This is a genomic window from Aeromonas sp. QDB39 (assembly GCF_027707585.1).
GTDB lineage: Bacteria > Pseudomonadota > Gammaproteobacteria > Enterobacterales > Aeromonadaceae > Aeromonas > Aeromonas hydrophila.
Genome location: NZ_JAPCIV010000002.1, coordinates 16,583 through 32,643, shown reverse-complemented (window position 1 = coordinate 32,643; position 16,061 = coordinate 16,583). Strand labels below are relative to the sequence as shown.

Annotated in this window: 17 protein-coding genes; 6 read left to right on the top strand and 11 right to left on the bottom strand. The window is 60.1% G+C overall.

Annotation, left to right across the window (positions count from 1 at the left end; genetic code table 11):
- The first annotated feature begins 85 nt into the window (after positions 1–85).
- Positions 86–823 carry a hypothetical protein gene (locus PG899_RS01330; RefSeq protein ID WP_029303065.1) on the top strand — a complete coding sequence of 246 codons (738 nt, stop codon included), beginning with the start codon at positions 86–88 and terminating at the stop codon, positions 821–823.
- Positions 824–894: 71 nt separating this feature from the next.
- Positions 895–1,572 carry a DUF2987 domain-containing protein gene (locus PG899_RS01325; protein ID WP_190284287.1) on the top strand — a complete coding sequence of 226 codons (678 nt, stop codon included), beginning with the start codon at positions 895–897 and terminating at the stop codon, positions 1,570–1,572.
- A gap of 84 nt (positions 1,573–1,656) precedes the next feature.
- Here the strand turns inward: PG899_RS01325 and ttcA are convergent, their stop codons facing one another.
- The 11 genes from ttcA to ccoN form a co-directional block, all read right to left on the bottom strand.
- The gene (gene ttcA / locus PG899_RS01320; protein ID WP_011706151.1) at positions 1,657–2,565 is read right to left on the bottom strand and encodes a tRNA 2-thiocytidine(32) synthetase TtcA; all 909 of its coding nucleotides are present in this window, start codon (positions 2,563–2,565) and stop codon (positions 1,657–1,659) included.
- A 67-nt stretch (positions 2,566–2,632) separates the two neighbouring features.
- Entirely contained in the window at positions 2,633–3,577 is a 945-nt protein-coding gene (gene uspE / locus PG899_RS01315) for a universal stress protein UspE (protein ID WP_005300766.1), read from the bottom strand.
- A 134-nt stretch (positions 3,578–3,711) separates the two neighbouring features.
- A complete protein-coding gene (locus PG899_RS01310; protein ID WP_005300768.1) occupies positions 3,712–4,467 on the bottom strand; it encodes an FNR family transcription factor in 756 nt (251 codons plus the stop codon).
- 68 nt (positions 4,468–4,535) lie between these two features.
- Positions 4,536–5,222, bottom strand: a complete 687-nt coding sequence (locus PG899_RS01305) for a sulfite exporter TauE/SafE family protein (protein WP_024945239.1) — start codon at positions 5,220–5,222, stop codon at positions 4,536–4,538.
- Positions 5,206–5,397 (bottom strand): cbb3-type cytochrome oxidase assembly protein CcoS, encoded by a 192-nt coding sequence (gene ccoS / locus PG899_RS01300; protein ID WP_005300771.1) that lies wholly within the window; start codon positions 5,395–5,397, stop codon positions 5,206–5,208. The genes PG899_RS01305 and ccoS overlap by 17 nt, the downstream gene beginning before the upstream one ends.
- A 128-nt stretch (positions 5,398–5,525) precedes the next feature.
- Positions 5,526–7,925, bottom strand: coding sequence for a heavy metal translocating P-type ATPase (locus tag PG899_RS01295; RefSeq protein ID WP_077096247.1), 2,400 nt, complete (start codon positions 7,923–7,925; stop codon positions 5,526–5,528).
- Positions 7,926–8,017: 92 nt separating this feature from the next.
- Positions 8,018–8,506 carry a FixH family protein gene (locus PG899_RS01290; protein ID WP_011706148.1) on the bottom strand — a complete coding sequence of 163 codons (489 nt, stop codon included), beginning with the start codon at positions 8,504–8,506 and terminating at the stop codon, positions 8,018–8,020.
- A gap of 118 nt (positions 8,507–8,624) precedes the next feature.
- Positions 8,625–9,614: a cytochrome-c oxidase, cbb3-type subunit III gene (ccoP, locus tag PG899_RS01285; protein WP_011706147.1), complete on the bottom strand. Its 990-nt coding sequence runs from the start codon at positions 9,612–9,614 to the stop codon at positions 8,625–8,627.
- Positions 9,614–9,793 carry a CcoQ/FixQ family Cbb3-type cytochrome c oxidase assembly chaperone gene (locus PG899_RS01280; protein WP_005300779.1) on the bottom strand — a complete coding sequence of 60 codons (180 nt, stop codon included), beginning with the start codon at positions 9,791–9,793 and terminating at the stop codon, positions 9,614–9,616. The genes ccoP and PG899_RS01280 overlap by 1 nt, the downstream gene beginning before the upstream one ends.
- A gap of 12 nt (positions 9,794–9,805) precedes the next feature.
- Positions 9,806–10,420 carry a cytochrome-c oxidase, cbb3-type subunit II gene (gene ccoO, locus PG899_RS01275; RefSeq protein ID WP_077096245.1) on the bottom strand — a complete coding sequence of 205 codons (615 nt, stop codon included), beginning with the start codon at positions 10,418–10,420 and terminating at the stop codon, positions 9,806–9,808.
- Positions 10,421–10,436: 16 nt separating this feature from the next.
- Positions 10,437–11,861 carry a cytochrome-c oxidase, cbb3-type subunit I gene (ccoN, locus tag PG899_RS01270; protein ID WP_016350679.1) on the bottom strand — a complete coding sequence of 475 codons (1,425 nt, stop codon included), beginning with the start codon at positions 11,859–11,861 and terminating at the stop codon, positions 10,437–10,439.
- Positions 11,862–12,144: 283 nt separating this feature from the next.
- Between ccoN and PG899_RS01265 the strand changes: the two genes are divergently transcribed.
- The 4 genes from PG899_RS01265 (at position 12,145) to prc (ending at position 15,936) form a co-directional block, all read left to right on the top strand.
- On the top strand, positions 12,145–12,603 hold the full coding sequence (locus tag PG899_RS01265; protein ID WP_077096244.1) for a hypothetical protein: 459 nt from the start codon (positions 12,145–12,147) through the stop codon (positions 12,601–12,603).
- Positions 12,604–12,713: 110 nt separating this feature from the next.
- Positions 12,714–13,172, top strand: coding sequence for a GAF domain-containing protein (locus PG899_RS01260; protein ID WP_011706144.1), 459 nt, complete (start codon positions 12,714–12,716; stop codon positions 13,170–13,172).
- A 101-nt stretch (positions 13,173–13,273) separates the two neighbouring features.
- Positions 13,274–13,912 (top strand): RNA chaperone ProQ, encoded by a 639-nt coding sequence (gene proQ / locus PG899_RS01255; protein WP_077096243.1) that lies wholly within the window; start codon positions 13,274–13,276, stop codon positions 13,910–13,912.
- Between the two features lie 8 nt (positions 13,913–13,920).
- Complete coding sequence (prc, locus tag PG899_RS01250) at positions 13,921–15,936, top strand: carboxy terminal-processing peptidase (protein WP_016350681.1); 2,016 nt, start codon at positions 13,921–13,923, stop codon at positions 15,934–15,936.
- The last annotated feature ends 125 nt before the right edge of the window (positions 15,937–16,061 follow it).

Here is a 16,061-nt window from a genome sequence, read left to right as displayed (position 1 = left end):
CGGCTACGCATGCCGGGTCAAATCGCTATAATGTGCTCCCTGAATAGCAGTTTTTCGGATGTTGGATAGTCAATTGAGTAACAAAATGCGGATAGGTGGTTCCCTCGAACAGTCCCTGAGCCAGGGATATCGTCTCGACCTCAAGGGGGTATTGCAGGAGAGCTGGCAACAGACACGGCGCACCGGATTCGGCTTGCTGCTGGCCATCGTCGGGGTGACGGCCATCTGGATGCTGCTGAGCAACACCCTGCTCGCCCCCTACGTCAATCAAGAAGGGGGGATGGACGTGGCCCTGGTGCTGAGCCTGCTCATCACCATCATCATGTCGCCGATGACTTCCTCCCTCGACATGCTGGGCTTGCAGCAGTCGGTGGGGGTGCGTGCCCGGCCGAGCCAGGTATTTGACTTCTTTCGCCACTTCCTGCGCCTTGGCAGCCTGAGCCTGCTCGGCAGCCTCATCACCAGCCTGTTCGGCCCGCTGTTCGAACTGCTGGGTCTGCCGGTGATGCTGGCCTTCATTCCGTCGGCCCTGATCGGCATGGGGCTGGTGTTTACCGTGCCGCTGGTGCTGGAGCGCGGCCTGTCACCGGTGCAGGCCATCCTGGTCTCCCTGCGGCTGTTTGCCCGCGGCTGGCCCAGCATAGTGCTGCTGCACGGGGTCATGATGGCGCTGTTCTTCCTGGCGCTGATCCCCATGGGGCTGGGACTTATCTGGGTGGCACCGCTCTATTTCAACTGCAAGGGGATCCTCTATCGGGATCTGTGCGGGGTGGCGGTCGAAGTGACCGAGGTGAGCCAAGGCCCCGATCATTTCAACGCCTGACGGCATGCAGGGCGTCAGACAACAGCAACAGACAGCGGCGCGTACAGATGCGTGATGCAAAAGGATGGCATATGAACAATCGATACGGGATGGCGGCCGCGCTGCTGATGGCGCCCATGCTGGCAGTGGCGCAGCCTTCCCTTGAGCTGCAGTACGGCACCTTCTACAGCCAGATGAAGACCTTCGCCAAAGGGGAGTTTGGTCACGCCAGGCTGGGCTTTTATCTGACCGATCAGCAAAATGGCCGGCGCTGCCTGCTCACCTCGGCCCGGGTCTCGACCCTGGATCGGGACGTGGCGGCCGAGGTGACCGTCGACAGCGAATTGCGGCTGCCCTATGACGACGACTTGAATCTCGACAAGGCGACCGTGGTGGTGGGGCTCACCGAGCCCCATGAGGCCTGCGATCTGTCGGTACAGGTGATGGCGGATGTACCGCCGCCGGAAGACAGTGGGTGGGAGCTCAAGGTGAGCGAGCTGACAGGGCGCCAGCACGACATGCAGAGCCTGCTGGAGAAGCTGGCCGGCATGGTCGGCAAGTATTTCCTGCCCGAGATGACGGGGGTGAGGGTCAGCCTGGTGCAGCCAAGCGGCACCGCCTACCTCATCGATGGTGCTCGCCAGCTGCCGCTGCCCTGGCAGGAGGGACAACTGCTGCTGAGCAACGCCCAGCTGGCGGAGTTTGCCGAGGGCAAGCTGCAGCTGCAGGGGGAAATCCTGCGGTTGACGCCCTGGCTGCACAAGGGCTAGCCCATCTTGAGCCGCCACTGAGGGTGGCCGGCATAAAAATGAAAAAGGAGCGCGATGCGCTCCTTTTTTATGGCTGAGGTGGGCTTAGCGCACCTCAATGACGTCCAGCATGTCCATCTCGTCGATGTCCAGCAGCGGCGCTTTGGGCAGCTCGGGCGGATCAAACGCCTTGTCGCCACCGTCGATGATGCCGGAGTCGCGGTTGATGCTCTTGAAGTCAAACAGCTTGTGATCGAGCAAATGGCTCGGGATCACATCCTGAATGGCGGTGAACATGGTCTCGAGACGACCCGGGAAGCGGCGATCCCACTCCTGCATCATCTGCTTGATGGCCTGGCGCTGCAGGTTCTCCTGAGAGCCGCACAGGTTGCACGGGATGATGGGGAAGGCCTTGACCTCGGCGTAGCGCACCAGGTCCTTCTCCTTGCAGTAGGCGAGCGGGCGGATCACCACGTTCTTGCCGTCGTCGCTCACCAGCTTGGGCGGCATGGACTTGAGCTTGCCGCCGTAGAACATGTTGAGGAACAGGGTCTCGAGGATGTCGTCGCGGTGGTGGCCAAGGGCAATCTTGGTGCAGCCCAGCTCCTGGGCGGTGCGGTAGAGAATGCCGCGGCGCAGGCGGGAGCAGAGTGCGCAGGTGGTCTTGCCCTCCGGCACCTTCTCCTTGACGATGGCGTAGGTATCTTCTTCGACGATCTTGAAGTCGATGCCGAGGGTGGTCAGGTATTCGGGCAGCACGTGCTCGGGGAAGCCGGGCTGCTTCTGATCCAGGTTGACCGCCACCAGATCGAAGTGGATGGGGGCGCTGGCCTTCAGGCTCATCAGAATGTCGAGCATGGCGAAGCTGTCCTTGCCGCCGGACAGGCACACCATGACCTTGTCACCCTCTTCAATCATGTTGAAGTCGGCGATGGCCTGACCTACGTTGCGCCGCAGGCGCTTCTGCAGTTTGTTGAAACTGTATTTTTCTTTGGCGTTAAGCTCTTCTAGCATGACCTGAAACCCGGGACAAAAATAAGCGGCTTATTATAGCCATGTCCCGGGGGAGGGCAAGAAAGGCTTATGCTGGACGGCGGCTATCGACCGGGCAGCTGTAATCGGCGGGCTTGAGGATCAGCATGTCGCAGGCGAGACGATCCACCACGTGTTCGGCGGTGTTGCCGAGCAGGGCGGCGGAGAGCCCGGTGCGACCAACGCACCCCATGATCATCAGGGTGGCCTGCAGCTCGCCGGCGAGATCGGGCAGCACTTCTTCGGGCAGGCCTTCCGCCACCCGGGTCCAGAGATGGCCGATGCCGTATTTGTCGGCGTGGCTCAGCAGCAGGCTCTCGTGGTGTTTGCGAATGGCGTCGTTGTAGGCGTTGGGGTCAAACTCCGGCAGCTCGATAGCCACGTTGACCGGGGTGCCCGGATAGGTGTTGACCAGATAGAGGTTGGAGCCGAGCAGCTCGGCGATGGCGATCCCCTCTTCGGTGATCCGCTCGTTGAGCAGTTTCTGATCCTGATCGTCGCTGGAGCAATTGATGGCGGCGATGATGTTGCCGCCCCGCTGCCAATGACCCTCTTTCACCAGCAGCACGGGGCAGGGGCACTTGCGCAGCAGATGCCAGTCGGTAGGGGTGAAGATGAAGGTTTGCAGGAAGGAGTGGTGGTGGGTGGCCTTGACCACCAGATCGTGGCGCTGCTCCAGCACTTCCTGAATGATGCATTCGAAGGGACGGTTGTGCCAGACCACCTTGATCTCGCAATCCAGTCCACGGGCACGGTAGGGTTTGAGGATGTCGTCGAGCCATTCGCGGCGCTGGGCAATCACCCCGTGGCGCATCTCTTCCCGCTCATCCACCGACAGCATGGCGGTCATTTCATACGAGAAGTCGTAAATGGTGAGCAACAGGGTCAGTTGGGCGCCTTCATCCAGCTCGGCTACCTTGACCGCACGTTCGAGGGCGATTTGCCGCTCTTCTTCCGGGTTGATGACCACCAGGATTTTTCGGTACTTGACCATGTTCTCCTCCTCTTTGGCAAAAATACCAATGATGGCAGACCTTTAGCCATTACAGCTTAGCTCAGGAGGAGAAGGGGGGACGTGTGCCGGATCAAATTTCGGAGTAAACCGATCCGGCACCAGAGAGAGGAAGCTTAACCGCAGGGGGGGCGGGTCGCACCGGCCATGACGCCGAGGGCGACGTGATCCAGTACGGTAATGTATTTGCCCTTGACGCTGATGAGACCGGACTTCTGGAAGCGGCCCAGCAGGCGGCTGATGGTCTCGACGGTGAGGCCGAGGTAGTTGCCGATGTCGCCGCGGGTCATGGAGAGGCGGAACTCCTTGGCGGAGAAACCACGCTCGGAGAAGCGCACCGACAGGTTGTGCAGGAAGGCGGCAAGGCGCTCTTCGGCATTCTTCTTGGAGAGCAGCAGGATCATCTCCTGGTCGCCCATGATCTCGTTGCTCATCAGCCGCATGATCTGCTGGCGGAGCTTGGGCATCTTGCCGGAGAGATCGTCGAGCACGTCGAACGGGATCTCGCACACCATGGCGGTTTCCAGCGCCTGGGCGAAGGAGGGGTGCGCCTGTTTGTGGATGGCGTCAAAGCCGACCAGATCGCCAGCCAGGTGGAAGGCCGTGATCTGCTCGTCACCCTGCTCGGTAATGGTGTATGACTTGATGGTCCCGGAACGGATGGCGTAGAGCGATTTAAGCTCATCGCCGGCCTTGAACAACTCTTCACCCTTCTGGATCGGCTTCTTGCGCTCGATGATGCTGTCCAGCTGATCGAGCTCGTTGTCGTTCAGAGTGAAGGGAATGCAGAGCTGGCTGATGCTGCAATCCTGGCAATGAATTGCACAGCCACCGCTCTGAATACGTCTGCCAGGTTTCTTTTCCGGGATCATAGGCTCATACGAATAATTGATTTATATCAAACAAGTTTACCATCAACTCATCCGTTTTGGATAGGGTTTCAAAAGGACGCAATCCCGATCCAGAGGGTATGCAGCCCGTATGCGATGAGCAGCAGGGCCCCACCAAGGCGCAAACTGCGCAGGGTCAGCCAGTAGCGCAGTCGATCCGCCAGCCCCCCCAGCGCAAACAGGGTCGGCAGGGTGCCGAGACCGAAAAAGAGCATGATCAGCGCTCCGCCGCCAGCGGATCCCGCCGCTGCGCTCCAGGTCAGCATGGAGTAGACCAGCCCGCAGGGGAGCCAGCCCCACACCATGCCAAACGGCAGTGCCTGCCAGGCCGAGGTGAAGGGGATGAACTTGCCCGCCAGCGGCTTGAGGCGGGGCCACAACCTAGCGCCAATGCGCTCGAGCAGCAACACTCCCTGCCACCAGCCGGCGAGATAGAGCCCGAGAGCAATCATCAGGAAGGCCGCCACCAGCCGCAGGCCGGCGATGGCGTGCTTGCCCGCGCCGAGTTCACTGGTGGTGGCCAGCAGTCCCCCGACCAGGGCACCGGCAATCACATAGCTCAAGATCCGGCCGAGGTTGTAGTTGAGCAGGTAACCGAGCCGACCCCAGAAGTGCTGCTTCTCGGCAGGAATGGCCATGGAGAGGGCGGCGGAGACACCGCCGCACATGCCGATGCAGTGGCCGGCGCCAGCCAGTCCCACCAGCAGGGCGCCCAGCAGATCAAGGGTGGCCGTCATCTTTGTGCTCGTGCTCGGCGTGTTTGGGGGCGGGTTGCTCTTCATCGAACAGGATATTGGAACCCTGGCGGTCGAGATCTTCAAACTGCTCGGAGCGAATGGCCCAGAAGAAGACGGCGCCGGCGATGATGACGAAGAGGATGGCGATGGGGATGAGGACGAAGATGATGTTCATGCAGCAAACCTTGCAATGAAAGGGGTCATGGTACACCACCTTGGTGGCCGCAGACCCGTCGATTTGATGGTGAAGGGAGCCTGACAGGAGCCCGCTCCCTTCACCCTGTCTGTCCTTGTGGCCACGGCTCAGCGGTTGAGCCGCATGGAGTTGGTGACCACGATGAGGGAGCTGAGCGACATGCCCGCCGCCGCCACGTAGGGAGGCAGCCAGCCGCTCGCCGCCAATGGCAGCACCAGCAGGTTGTAGCCGATGGACCAGGCGAAGTTCTCCTTGATGATCTTGCGGGTGCGCAGCGCCAGGGCGCGGGCATCCAGCAGGCGGGAGAGATCGTCGGCCAGCAAAATGGCGTCGGCGCTGTTCTTGGCCAGGTCGGTGCCGCCGGCCATGGCGAAGGAGGCGTGGGCACCGGCCAGCACCGGGGCGTCGTTGATGCCATCTCCCACCATGATGCTGATGTCACCGCGGGCCTCGTGCTCCTTGAGGTAGGCCAGCTTGCCATCCGGCGTGACGCCCTTGACCAGCTCGTCGACCCCCAGCTCGCGGGCCACCTCGTCGGCCTGGGCAGAGCTGTCGCCGGTGAGGATGGTGGTCTTGAGGCCGGCTGCCTTGAAGGCCTGGATCAATGCCTTCGCATCGGGGCGCAGGGTGTCGGTCAGCAGGAAACGGGCGAGCGCCCGGTCCTCGTCGGCCAGGTAGATGACTAGCCCGTCCGCTTGCGCTGCGTGGGTATCGCTGATGCCGAGCCAGCGGGCACTGCCGAGGCGATAGTGGCGACCCTCGATCACCCCTTCGATACCGTGTCCGATGACGGGGGTCACCTTGCTGGCCGCCAGCAGCACGGCGTCCTCTGCGGCGTTGCTGCGAAAGGCGCGGGCGATGGGGTGTTCGGAATAGGCCTCCAGGGCGCGGGCGATGGCATGGCAGCGCGCCGCGTCGAGATTACCCAGGGCCTCCGTGCTGGTGAGGCTGATGTTGCCGGTGGTCAGGGTGCCGGTCTTGTCCATCACGATGCGGTTGGCTCGGGTCAGTACGTCCAGCACGTGACCGCGGCGCAGCAGGATGCCGGCACGGGTCAGGCGGGCGGTGGCCGAGGTGAGCGCGGTGGGGGTGGCCAGCGACAGGGCGCAGGGGCAGGTCGCCACCAGCACTGCCAGGGTGACCCAGAAGGCCTGCTCCGGCTGATGGAAATGCCAGAAGGTCCAGACCCCTGCGGCGATGAACAGCAGCACCAGAATGAAGTGGCGAGAGAGCACGTCCGCCATCTGGGCGATGGCCGGTTTGTCGTCCAGCGCGTGATCCTGCAGCCGCATGATCTGGGCCAGGCGCGACTCTTCGATGCGATGGCTGACCCGGATCTCGAGGGGGGCGTCGGTGTTGATGGTGCCGGCATAGACGGCATCCCCCGCCTGCTTGAGCAGCGGCAGCTGTTCGCCGGTCAGCATGGATTCGTTGAGGCTGGCCTGCCCAAGCAGGATGATGCCATCCGCCGGCAGGGTGGCCCCCGCCAGCACTCGCACCCGGTCGCCCACCTGCAGCGTCTTGGCGGCCACCTCGTGTTCACCCTCCTCATCGAGCCGGGTGGCCATGATGGGTACCAGCCGCGCCAGGTTGGAGCTCGACTCGGAGGCCTTGCGTCTGGCCCGCAGCTCGAGGAAGCGCCCCAGCAGCAGGAAGAAGACGAACATGGTGATGGAGTCGTAATAGACCTCACCGGTATTGAACACGGTGGCCCACATGGAGGCGACGAAGGCACCGATCAGCGCCAGCGACACCGACACGTCCATGGAGAGGTGCCCCTGCCTGAGGCTGCGCCAGGCGCCCACGTAGAAGGGCTGGGCCGAGTAGATCATGATGGGGGTGGAGAGCAGCAGACTTATCCACTTGAAGTAGACCATGAACTCCTCTTCGACACTGATGAAGAGGTCCATGTAGAGCGCCACCGCGCACATCATCACCTGCATGGAGCCGAGCCCCGCCAGTGCCAGCCGGAACATGTAGCTGCGCACCTCTTTGGCATAGAGCGCTTCCTGCTGGTGAGTCTGGAAGGGGTAGGCGCGATAGCCGATCTTGGCAAAGCCCTTGAGGATATCGCTCAACGAGAGCCGGTCCGGATCCCACTTGATGCGGGCCCGGTGGGTGGTGGTGTTGACGTTGATGTAGTACAGCCCGGCCAGATTGCCCAGATGGCGTTCGATGAGCCAGGCACAGGCGGCGCAGGTCAAGCCTTCCACCGTCAGCTGGATCTCGCGCACCTTGTGGCTGCCGGTGGCGCTGTCGGTGACAAAATCCTGCTGCACTTCGGCCAGATCATAGTGGGTGAGGGCGGCGAGCTCTGCGGGTACCAGCTCGCCCTTGGTGCCGGGGGCGGTGCGGTGCTCGTAGTAGCTGGCCAGGCCGCACTCCAGAATGGTTTCCGCCACCGCCTGACAACCGGGGCAGCACATGGGCTGGACTATGCCTTTTATCTCGAGGGCATAGCGGCTGCCGGCGGGCACCGGCTCACCACAGTGAAAGCAGCCGCTCATGACAGCTGGCCGCAGGCCGCCTGGCCTGTCGGCAGAAACAGTGAAGCGCCGGTCACTGCCGGCGCGTCATGGTAAACAGGACGGCTCATGACTCAGCGTCCTTTGGGATCGAGTTCGACGGGGGCCTTGGTGGGGAGCTGGACAGTCTCTTGCAGCCGCCATTCGTGGTTGAAGGCATCCACCCGCACATGCCACTTACCGGTGAGCGGTTTGTCGAGCAGCAGGCGATAGACGCCGTTGCCGTCGGCGGTCACCATGTGCTCGCTGTCCATGCCGGCGAGGGTGGGGTGAAACAGGGAGAGGTAGAGCGCCTGGCCGGCCGGGATATCCCCCGACAGCGGCTTGAGGGTCAGCTCGTTGCCGTTGACCTCCAGCGCGATGTGGATGTTGAGGGCTTCGGAGCGATCAAACTTGCTGAGATCCTGATTAATCTCTTTGCCTTGCTTGTAATAGTCTTCGGCCACCAGGTTGACGCCATCCTTGCTGGCGATGATCGCCGTGCTGATGCTGCCGATCACGGCTGCGGTCGGGAGGGCGATGATGAACCAGGGCCAGAATTGGCGATACCAGGGTTGGGACATAGTGCTACTACCGTGAAACCAGTGATTAACGAAACAGAGGAATTTCAGTCAACACAAGATAACAAAAAGCCTCGAAGAGTCGAGGCTTTTTGCTGAGTAATCACGTGTTTATCACATGTTACTGCTTATTTTGCTGGTCGTTGTGGGACAAGCTGTAAACGTAGGAGGCGAGCAGGTGCACCTTGTCTTCACCCAGAATATCCTTCCAGGCCGGCATCACGCCGTGACGACCGTGGGTGATGGTCTGCTCGACCACCTGACGGGAACCGCCGTAGAGCCAGGTGTTGTTGGTGAGATCTGGCGCCCCGAAGGCGATGCCGCCCTTGGCGTCCGGACCGTGACAGGCGGCGCAGATGGTGAAGCGTGCTTCACCCTTCTTGGCTTCCACCATGTCCACCTTGCGACCGGAGAGGCTCAGCACGTAGGAGGCCACTTCCTTGACCCCGTCCTTGCCGAGGATCTCGCCCCAGGCTGCCATCACGCCCTGGCGACCGCCCATGATGGTGGTCTTGATCTGGTCGGGCGCGCCGCCCCATTGCCATTCGCTGTCAGTCAGGTTCGGGAAACCGCGACCACCGCGGGCATCGGAGCCATGGCACTGGGAGCAGTTCTGCAGGAACAGACGCTGACCCACCTTGCGGGCTTCCGGATCGGCGGCGATCTCTTCGATGGCGCGATAGGTCTTGCCATCAGCCTGATAGGCCAGCTCGCGGAACTTGGCGCCGTAGATCTCGTCGGCCTTGATGAGCTCGCGATCGTACTCCACCGCACGCCCTTCAGCCTTGGCGGAGGCCGCCGCAGCCTTGGACTCGGCCAGCGAGCGTACGTCCTGGTTGGAGCTCTGCCAGCCCAGTACGCCCTTGAAGTTGCCAAGGCCCGGGAAGGCAATCAGATAGACCAGACCGGTGACGATGAAGAAGAGGAACATGTAGGTCCACCACTTCGGCAGCGGGTTGTTGATCTCTTCGATGCCGTCGAAGGCGTGTCCCATGGACTTGCCCTCTTCCACCCCCATCTTGTCGCGCAGGCACCAGACCAGCAGCAAGAAGCAGCCGAGGATGGTCCCCAGACTGATGACGGTGACAAAAATGCTAAACAAAGTGCTCATTATTGTTTCGCTCCTGCGTTCTTGTTATCAGCACTGGGTTGCTCGTCGTCGGCAAAAACCAGATTGGCAGCCTCGTCGAAGGAGGTCTTGCGGCGCTTGCTGTAGGCCCAGACGATGATGCCGATCATGATGGCCATCAACAGCAGGGTATACAGGCCGCGAAATGTGCCGTAATCCATATCCTGACTCCTTTATTTCAGGGCATGACCCAGTGATTGCAGATAGGCTACCAGCGCATCCAGCTCGGTCTTGCCCTTCACGGCCTCACCGGCATCCTGAATGTCGGCATCCGTGTAGGGTACGCCGAAGTGATCGCGGAACAGGGCCAGCTTCTTGCCAGTCAGTTCACCGGTCAGCACGTTGGTGTCGAGCCAGGGGAAGGCGGGCATGTTGGACTCGGGCACCACGTCGCGCGGGTTGATCAGGTGGGCACGGTGCCAGTCGTCGGAATAACGACCGCCGACCCGGGCCAGATCCGGACCGGTACGCTTGGAGCCCCACAGGAAGGGGTGCTCCCACACGCTTTCGCCGGCGACCGAGTAGTGGCCGTAACGCTCGGTTTCGGCGCGGAACGGACGGATCATCTGGCTGTGGCAGACGGTGCAGCCTTCGCGGATGAAGATGTCGCGCCCTTCCATTTGCAGAGCGGTATAGGGCTTGAGGCCCTCGACCGGCTCAGTGGTCTGCTTCTGGAAGAACAGCGGGGTGATTTCGACCAGGCCCCCCAGGCTGATGGCAAATATGATGCCGACCACCAGCATGGGAACGCTCTTTTCAAAGATCTCGTGACGGTTATTGTTGCTCATGCTTTGACCTCTTCAATCATGCTGGCTGTGCGACAGGTTCCAGGGAACCTTTGGGCGCAGTGATGGTGCGATAGGCGTTGTAGGCCATCAGCAACATGCCGGTGACAAAGAAGCAGCCACCCAGGAAGCGCACGAAGTAGAAGGGATAAGAGGCCTGCAGCGCTTCTACGAAGCTGTAGGTCAGGGTGCCGTCGTCGTTGACCGCACGCCACATCAGACCCTGCATCACCCCGGAAATCCACATGGCGACGATGTAGAGCACGGTGCCCACGGTAGCCAGCCAGAAGTGGACGTTGATGAGCTTGATGCTGTACATGCGGCCCTGGCCGAACAGGTTCGGGATCAGGTGGTACACGGCACCGATGGAGACCATGGCAACCCAGCCCAGTGCACCGGAGTGGACGTGACCGATCGTCCAGTCGGTGTAGTGGGAGAGGGCGTTGACGGTCTTGATCGCCATCATCGGGCCTTCGAAGGTGGACATGCCGTAGAACGACAGGGACACGATCAGGAAGCGCAGAATGGGGTCGTAACGCAGTTTGTGCCAGGCACCGGAGAGGGTCATGATGCCGTTGATCATGCCGCCCCAGGAAGGTACGAACAGGATCAAGGACATCACCATGCCCAGCGACTGGGCCCAGTCAGGCAGCGCGGTATAGTGCAGGTGGTGCGGACCGGCCCAGATGTAGAGGGAGATCAGCGCCCAGAAGTGAACGATGGAGAGACGGTAGGAGTAGACCGGACGACCCGCCTGCTTGGGCACGAAGTAATACATCATGCCGAGGAAGCCGGCGGTCAGCAGGAAGCCTACCGCGTTGTGGCCATACCACCACTGCACCATGGCATCCATGGCGCCGGAGTACATGGAGTAGGACTTCATGCCCGAGAGCGGTACTTCCATGTTGTTGACGATGTGCAGCACGGCCACCGTGATGATGAAGGCACCGAAGAACCAGTTCGCCACATAGATGTGGGAGGTGGTGCGCTTGACCAGGGTGCCGAAGAAGACCACGGCATAGGCGACCCAGACGATGGTGATGGCGATATCAATCGGCCATTCCAGCTCTGCGTACTCCTTGGAGGTGGTGTATCCCAGCGGCAGCGAGATGGCGGCCGAGAGGATGATCGCCTGCCAGCCCCAGAACACGAAGGAGGCAAGCTTGCCGCCGAACAGTCGGGTTTGACAGGTGCGTTGCACCACATAGAAGGAGGTCGCCATCAGGGCGCTACAGCCAAACGCGAAGATCACCGCGTTGGTGTGCAGAGGGCGAAGGCGACTGTAAGTCAGCCAGGGAGTATCAAAGTTGAGGGCAGGCCAGATCAACTGGGCTGCGATCAGTACGCCAACCGACATGCCGACAATTCCCCAGACAATCGTCATGATGGTGAACTGGCGAACAACGGTGTAGTTGTACTCAGGATGGTTAGTTGTATGGCTCATCGTTGTATTCCGCTTCCGATGCTGCTGTTGTTTGATTTTGTGTCCAGTGACGTGGACCGACTTCATTGGCTACTGCCTTTTCTCTTGTTAACAACTGTTAATAAAAGGAAAAGCAAAAAGTAGCTAAATGAAAATTCAATGGGAATGATACTGAACTGACAGGTAAAATAACAGTATAAACAGTGATATATTTGGCTCCGTTGGGTCTCGCCTGTTCAATTATTTACCTTGCGCGAGATCACGAAAATGTCATTTTTCAGACATCTTACAAGGCTGTTTTTTCATGAAAGAGAGACTCACTTCACGCAAAATTGTCCATTTGGCGATCGTATTGGCCATTTTGCTCGGATTGGTTGCCTATCGAACCTGGTTCGACAACGCGCAGACCGCGGTGGCGGGATCAGAAAAAGATCAGATTTGTGATCTGTCCCACACCAGCTGCAACACCCGGCTGGGCGACAAGCCGTTGACCGTGCGTGTTGTCTCGCTGCCGGTGCAGGCCGAACGTGACTTTGTGATACAGCTTCAGGGCGGCGATCCGGCCGTGACGCCGGTGAAGGCGTGGCTGGAGGGGCGGGACATGTTCATGGGGACCATTCCGGTCAACTTTGAGGCCACCGAGCAGGGCTGGCAGGGGACTACCCTGGTGGGATCCTGCACCTCGCCGCTGATGGTCTGGCTGCTCAATATCGAGTGGAGCAATGGCCAGCGCCAGCAACTGGCGCTCTCCGTTGCCCGCTAAATGCCTCGCCTGATTGAAGAAAGGATGGGGGGTGAGGTGAAAATTGATTTGAATTTTTCAGGCGGGGCGTTACCTTGCACTGATTGTCAGGGAGTGAAGTTCATTTAATCATGATTGAAAAACAAGCATTTTATCGCACCCTCAACCAGCAGGCCCAGGCATTGCTGGAAGGGGAGCCGGATCTCATCGCCAACCTGGCCAACCTGTCTGCACTGCTCAACCAGGAGCTGGCCGACATCAACTGGGTCGGCTTTTACCTGTTGCAGGGCGAGACCCTGGTGCTCGGCCCGTTCCAGGGCAAGCCGGCCTGCGTGCGCATTCCGGTCGGACGCGGGGTGTGTGGTACGGCGGTGGCCGAGGGCAAGACCCAGCTCATCGACGACGTGCACCAGTTTGAAGGCCATATCGCCTGCGACGGTGCCAGCAATGCCGAAATCGTGATCCCGCTGCGGCGTGGTGGCGAGATCATTGGCGTACTGGATATCGATAGTCCAATCTTTAACCGCTTTGATGCGCAAGACCGGATTGGACTGGAAGAAACGGTGCAAATTTTGGAAAGCATGCTCTAAGTCATTGCTTGATGGTTCGCAAAAGGCCCCAAGCTCTCTATAATGGGGCCTTTGTTGTGCTCGGGTGTGCCCGCGCGTTTATATGAAAGCCAAGGTTATACATGGAAAACACTGAGAAGCTGAAGAACAGTAAAGAGATCGTTGCCTACCTGGTCGAGAAATTCCCGGCCTGCTTCATTGCTGAAGGAGAGGCCAAGCCGCTCAAGATTGGCATCTTCCAGGATTTGGCCGAGCGTCTTGCTGACGACGCCAGAGTCTCCAAGACCATGCTGCGTTCTGCTCTGCGTCAATACACCTCAAGCTGGCGTTACCTGCATGGCCTCAAGGCCGGCCAGGCCCGTGTCGATCTGGACGGCAATCCGGGCGAGCTGCTCACCGAAGAGCACATCGAGCATGCCAAGCAAGCCCTCAAAGAGAGCAAAGAACGTGTCTTTGCCAGCCGTCGTACCAACACCAAAGAAGAGAAGGCCAAGCAGCCACGTCGTCCTGCCCCGCGCAAGGCCGATGTTGCCGCCAAATCCGACAAGCCGAAAGCCGCTCCCAAGGCTGTTCCCGCTGCTGTCGAAGCACCGCTGGTCAAAGTGGATGCCGCTACCCTGAAAGTGGATCAGGGCGTCCGGGTTGTGCTGGGCAAGTCTCCGGTGCCGGCCACCATCAAGGAAGTGACCAAGGATGACGTTCAGGTTCAATTGCAGACCGGCATGATGCTGCGGGTCAAATTCGAGCACCTGGTTCTCTAAGGAGACAAATGTTGAAGCATGGCGTAATTCGTTTTTCCCTCGTTGCCTGTAGCCTGGCGCTTGCCGGGCTTGCACAGGCCATCGAGCCGGTGCTCAAGGAAAGTGATTTGCCTGTGTTGGCTCAGGAGAGCCAACATGCTACGGCTAGCAAGCGAATTGCCAATCTGTTTACCCGCTCGCATTACAAGCAGTTCAAGCTGGACGATGCCTTTTCCTCCGTGATCTTTGACAAGTATCTGGAGAATCTGGACTACAGCCGCAACCTGTTTCTGGCCTCTGATATCAGCCGCTTTGAAAAGTACCGTACCGGTTTTGACACCGACCTCGAGAGAGGACGGCTGGCACCGGCTTACGAGATGTTCAATCTGAGTCAGCAGCGGCGTTATGAGCGGTTCGAATACGCCCTCAAACTGCTCGATACTCCTTTCGATTTTACCCAGCCCGACAACTACATCTTTGATCGGGAAGGGGCGGCCTGGCCGAAAGACGAAGCCGAACTCAACGAGTTGTGGCGCCAGCGGGTCAAATTCGATGCCCTGAGCCTCAAGCTCAGCGGCAAGGAGTGGCCCGAGATCAAGGAACTGCTTGGCAAGCGTTACAACAACGCCATCAAGCGGATGTCCCAGACCGAGAGCGAGGACGTGTTCCAGCTCTTCATGAACTCCTTCGCCCGCGCCATCGAACCGCACACCAGCTATCTGTCTCCGCGCAGCGCCGATCGTTTCAACACCGAGATGAACCTCTCGCTGGAGGGGATTGGTGCCGTGCTGCAGGCCGAGGATGACTTCACCGTCATTCGCTCCCTGGTGCCCGGTGGTCCGGCTGCCAAGTCCAATCACCTCAAGCCTGATGACAAGATTGTCGGGGTAGGGCAGGACGACGGCAAGATTGTCGATGTGATCGGCTGGCGTCTCGATGACGTGGTCGAACTCATCAAGGGACCAAAAGGCAGCAAGGTGAAGCTGGAGATCCAGCGCGGCAAAGGCGCCGCCGCCAAGACTGAGCAGATCGAGCTGGTGCGCGACAAGGTGCGGCTGGAAGACAGAGCCGCCAAGTCCAAGGTGATCACCGCCGAAGGCAAGAAGATCGGGGTGCTTGAGATCCCGAGTTTCTACGTCAACCTGCACGACGACGTGATCAAGGAGCTCTCCAGCCTCAACAAGCAGAAGATCGATGGCCTCATCGTCGATCTGCGTGGCAACGGCGGCGGTGCGCTGACCGAAGCCTCTGCCCTGAGCGGCCTGTTCTTTGCCAGCGGTCCTGTGGTGCAGATCCGGGATCACATGGGCCGCATCACCGTCAACGGTGATGACGACGGCAACGTCTACTACGGCGGTCCCATGTCGGTGATGATCGACCGCTACAGCGCCTCGGCCTCCGAGATCTTTGCCGCCGCCATGCAGGATTACGGCCGTGCCCTGATCCTCGGCGAGAACTCGTTCGGCAAGGGCACGGTGCAGCAGCATCGCAGCCTCGCCAAGGTGTATGACTTCTACGAGCAGCCGCTCGGTCATGTGCAGTACACCATCGCCAAGTTCTACCGGATCAACGGTGGCAGCACCCAGAACAAGGGCGTCGCTCCGGACATCAGCTTCCCGACTGCGGTAGCACCGGAAGAGACGGGCGAGAGCCGCGAGTTCAACGCCTTGCCGTGGGACAAGATTGCATCGGCCAAGTACGACAAGCTCGGCAACTTCGCCAGTTTGCTGCCCAAGCTGCAGTCTGCCCATGAGGCACGGATCAACAAGGATCCGGAGTTTGCCTACGTGATGCAGGACATTGCCGACTACAAGGAGGAGAAAGACAAGAAGTCGGTCTCCCTCAACGAGGCGGAACGTCTGGCGGATCAGGCCAAGCAGGACGAGAAGGCTCTCAAGCGCACCAACGAGCGTCTTGCCCGTCTCGGCAAGCCGGCGGTGAAGAGTCTGGATGAACTGCCTGCCGATTTCGAGGCGCCCGACGAGTATCTGGTCGAGGCTGCCAACATCACGGCGGACCTGGCCAAGCTCAGCAAACGCAGCTGATCATCGGCGAGTCAATTAATCAACAAGGGCGACTGAGGTCGCCCTTTCTTTTGCCTGAATGCAAACTATTTGACCCTGCCAACCGGTTGTGACAGCCTCTGACACGTCAATTACAAGCGTGGAAG

What these genes read in the sequence shown, in the direction of transcription:
- PG899_RS01280 (WP_005300779.1), bottom strand. Translation starts at nt 9,793, where the DNA reads ATGGATTACGGCACATTTCGCGGCCTGTATACCCTGCTGTTGATGGCC.
- ccoS (WP_005300771.1), bottom strand. Translation starts at nt 5,397, where the DNA reads ATGAACATCATCTTCGTCCTCATCCCCATCGCCATCCTCTTCGTCATC.
- PG899_RS01325 (WP_190284287.1), top strand. Translation starts at nt 895, where the DNA reads ATGAACAATCGATACGGGATGGCGGCCGCGCTGCTGATGGCGCCCATG.
- PG899_RS01265 (WP_077096244.1), top strand. Translation starts at nt 12,145, where the DNA reads ATGAAAGAGAGACTCACTTCACGCAAAATTGTCCATTTGGCGATCGTA.
- proQ (WP_077096243.1), top strand. Translation starts at nt 13,274, where the DNA reads ATGGAAAACACTGAGAAGCTGAAGAACAGTAAAGAGATCGTTGCCTAC.
- PG899_RS01290 (WP_011706148.1), bottom strand. Translation starts at nt 8,506, where the DNA reads ATGTCCCAACCCTGGTATCGCCAATTCTGGCCCTGGTTCATCATCGCC.
- ttcA (WP_011706151.1), bottom strand. Translation starts at nt 2,565, where the DNA reads ATGCTAGAAGAGCTTAACGCCAAAGAAAAATACAGTTTCAACAAACTG.
- ccoO (WP_077096245.1), bottom strand. Translation starts at nt 10,420, where the DNA reads ATGAGCAACAATAACCGTCACGAGATCTTTGAAAAGAGCGTTCCCATG.
- PG899_RS01305 (WP_024945239.1), bottom strand. Translation starts at nt 5,222, where the DNA reads ATGACGGCCACCCTTGATCTGCTGGGCGCCCTGCTGGTGGGACTGGCT.
- prc (WP_016350681.1), top strand. Translation starts at nt 13,921, where the DNA reads ATGTTGAAGCATGGCGTAATTCGTTTTTCCCTCGTTGCCTGTAGCCTG.
- uspE (WP_005300766.1), bottom strand. Translation starts at nt 3,577, where the DNA reads ATGGTCAAGTACCGAAAAATCCTGGTGGTCATCAACCCGGAAGAAGAG.
- PG899_RS01330 (WP_029303065.1), top strand. Translation starts at nt 86, where the DNA reads ATGCGGATAGGTGGTTCCCTCGAACAGTCCCTGAGCCAGGGATATCGT.
- ccoP (WP_011706147.1), bottom strand. Translation starts at nt 9,614, where the DNA reads ATGAGCACTTTGTTTAGCATTTTTGTCACCGTCATCAGTCTGGGGACC.
- PG899_RS01295 (WP_077096247.1), bottom strand. Translation starts at nt 7,925, where the DNA reads ATGAGCGGCTGCTTTCACTGTGGTGAGCCGGTGCCCGCCGGCAGCCGC.
- ccoN (WP_016350679.1), bottom strand. Translation starts at nt 11,861, where the DNA reads ATGAGCCATACAACTAACCATCCTGAGTACAACTACACCGTTGTTCGC.
- PG899_RS01310 (WP_005300768.1), bottom strand. Translation starts at nt 4,467, where the DNA reads ATGATCCCGGAAAAGAAACCTGGCAGACGTATTCAGAGCGGTGGCTGT.
- PG899_RS01260 (WP_011706144.1), top strand. Translation starts at nt 12,714, where the DNA reads ATGATTGAAAAACAAGCATTTTATCGCACCCTCAACCAGCAGGCCCAG.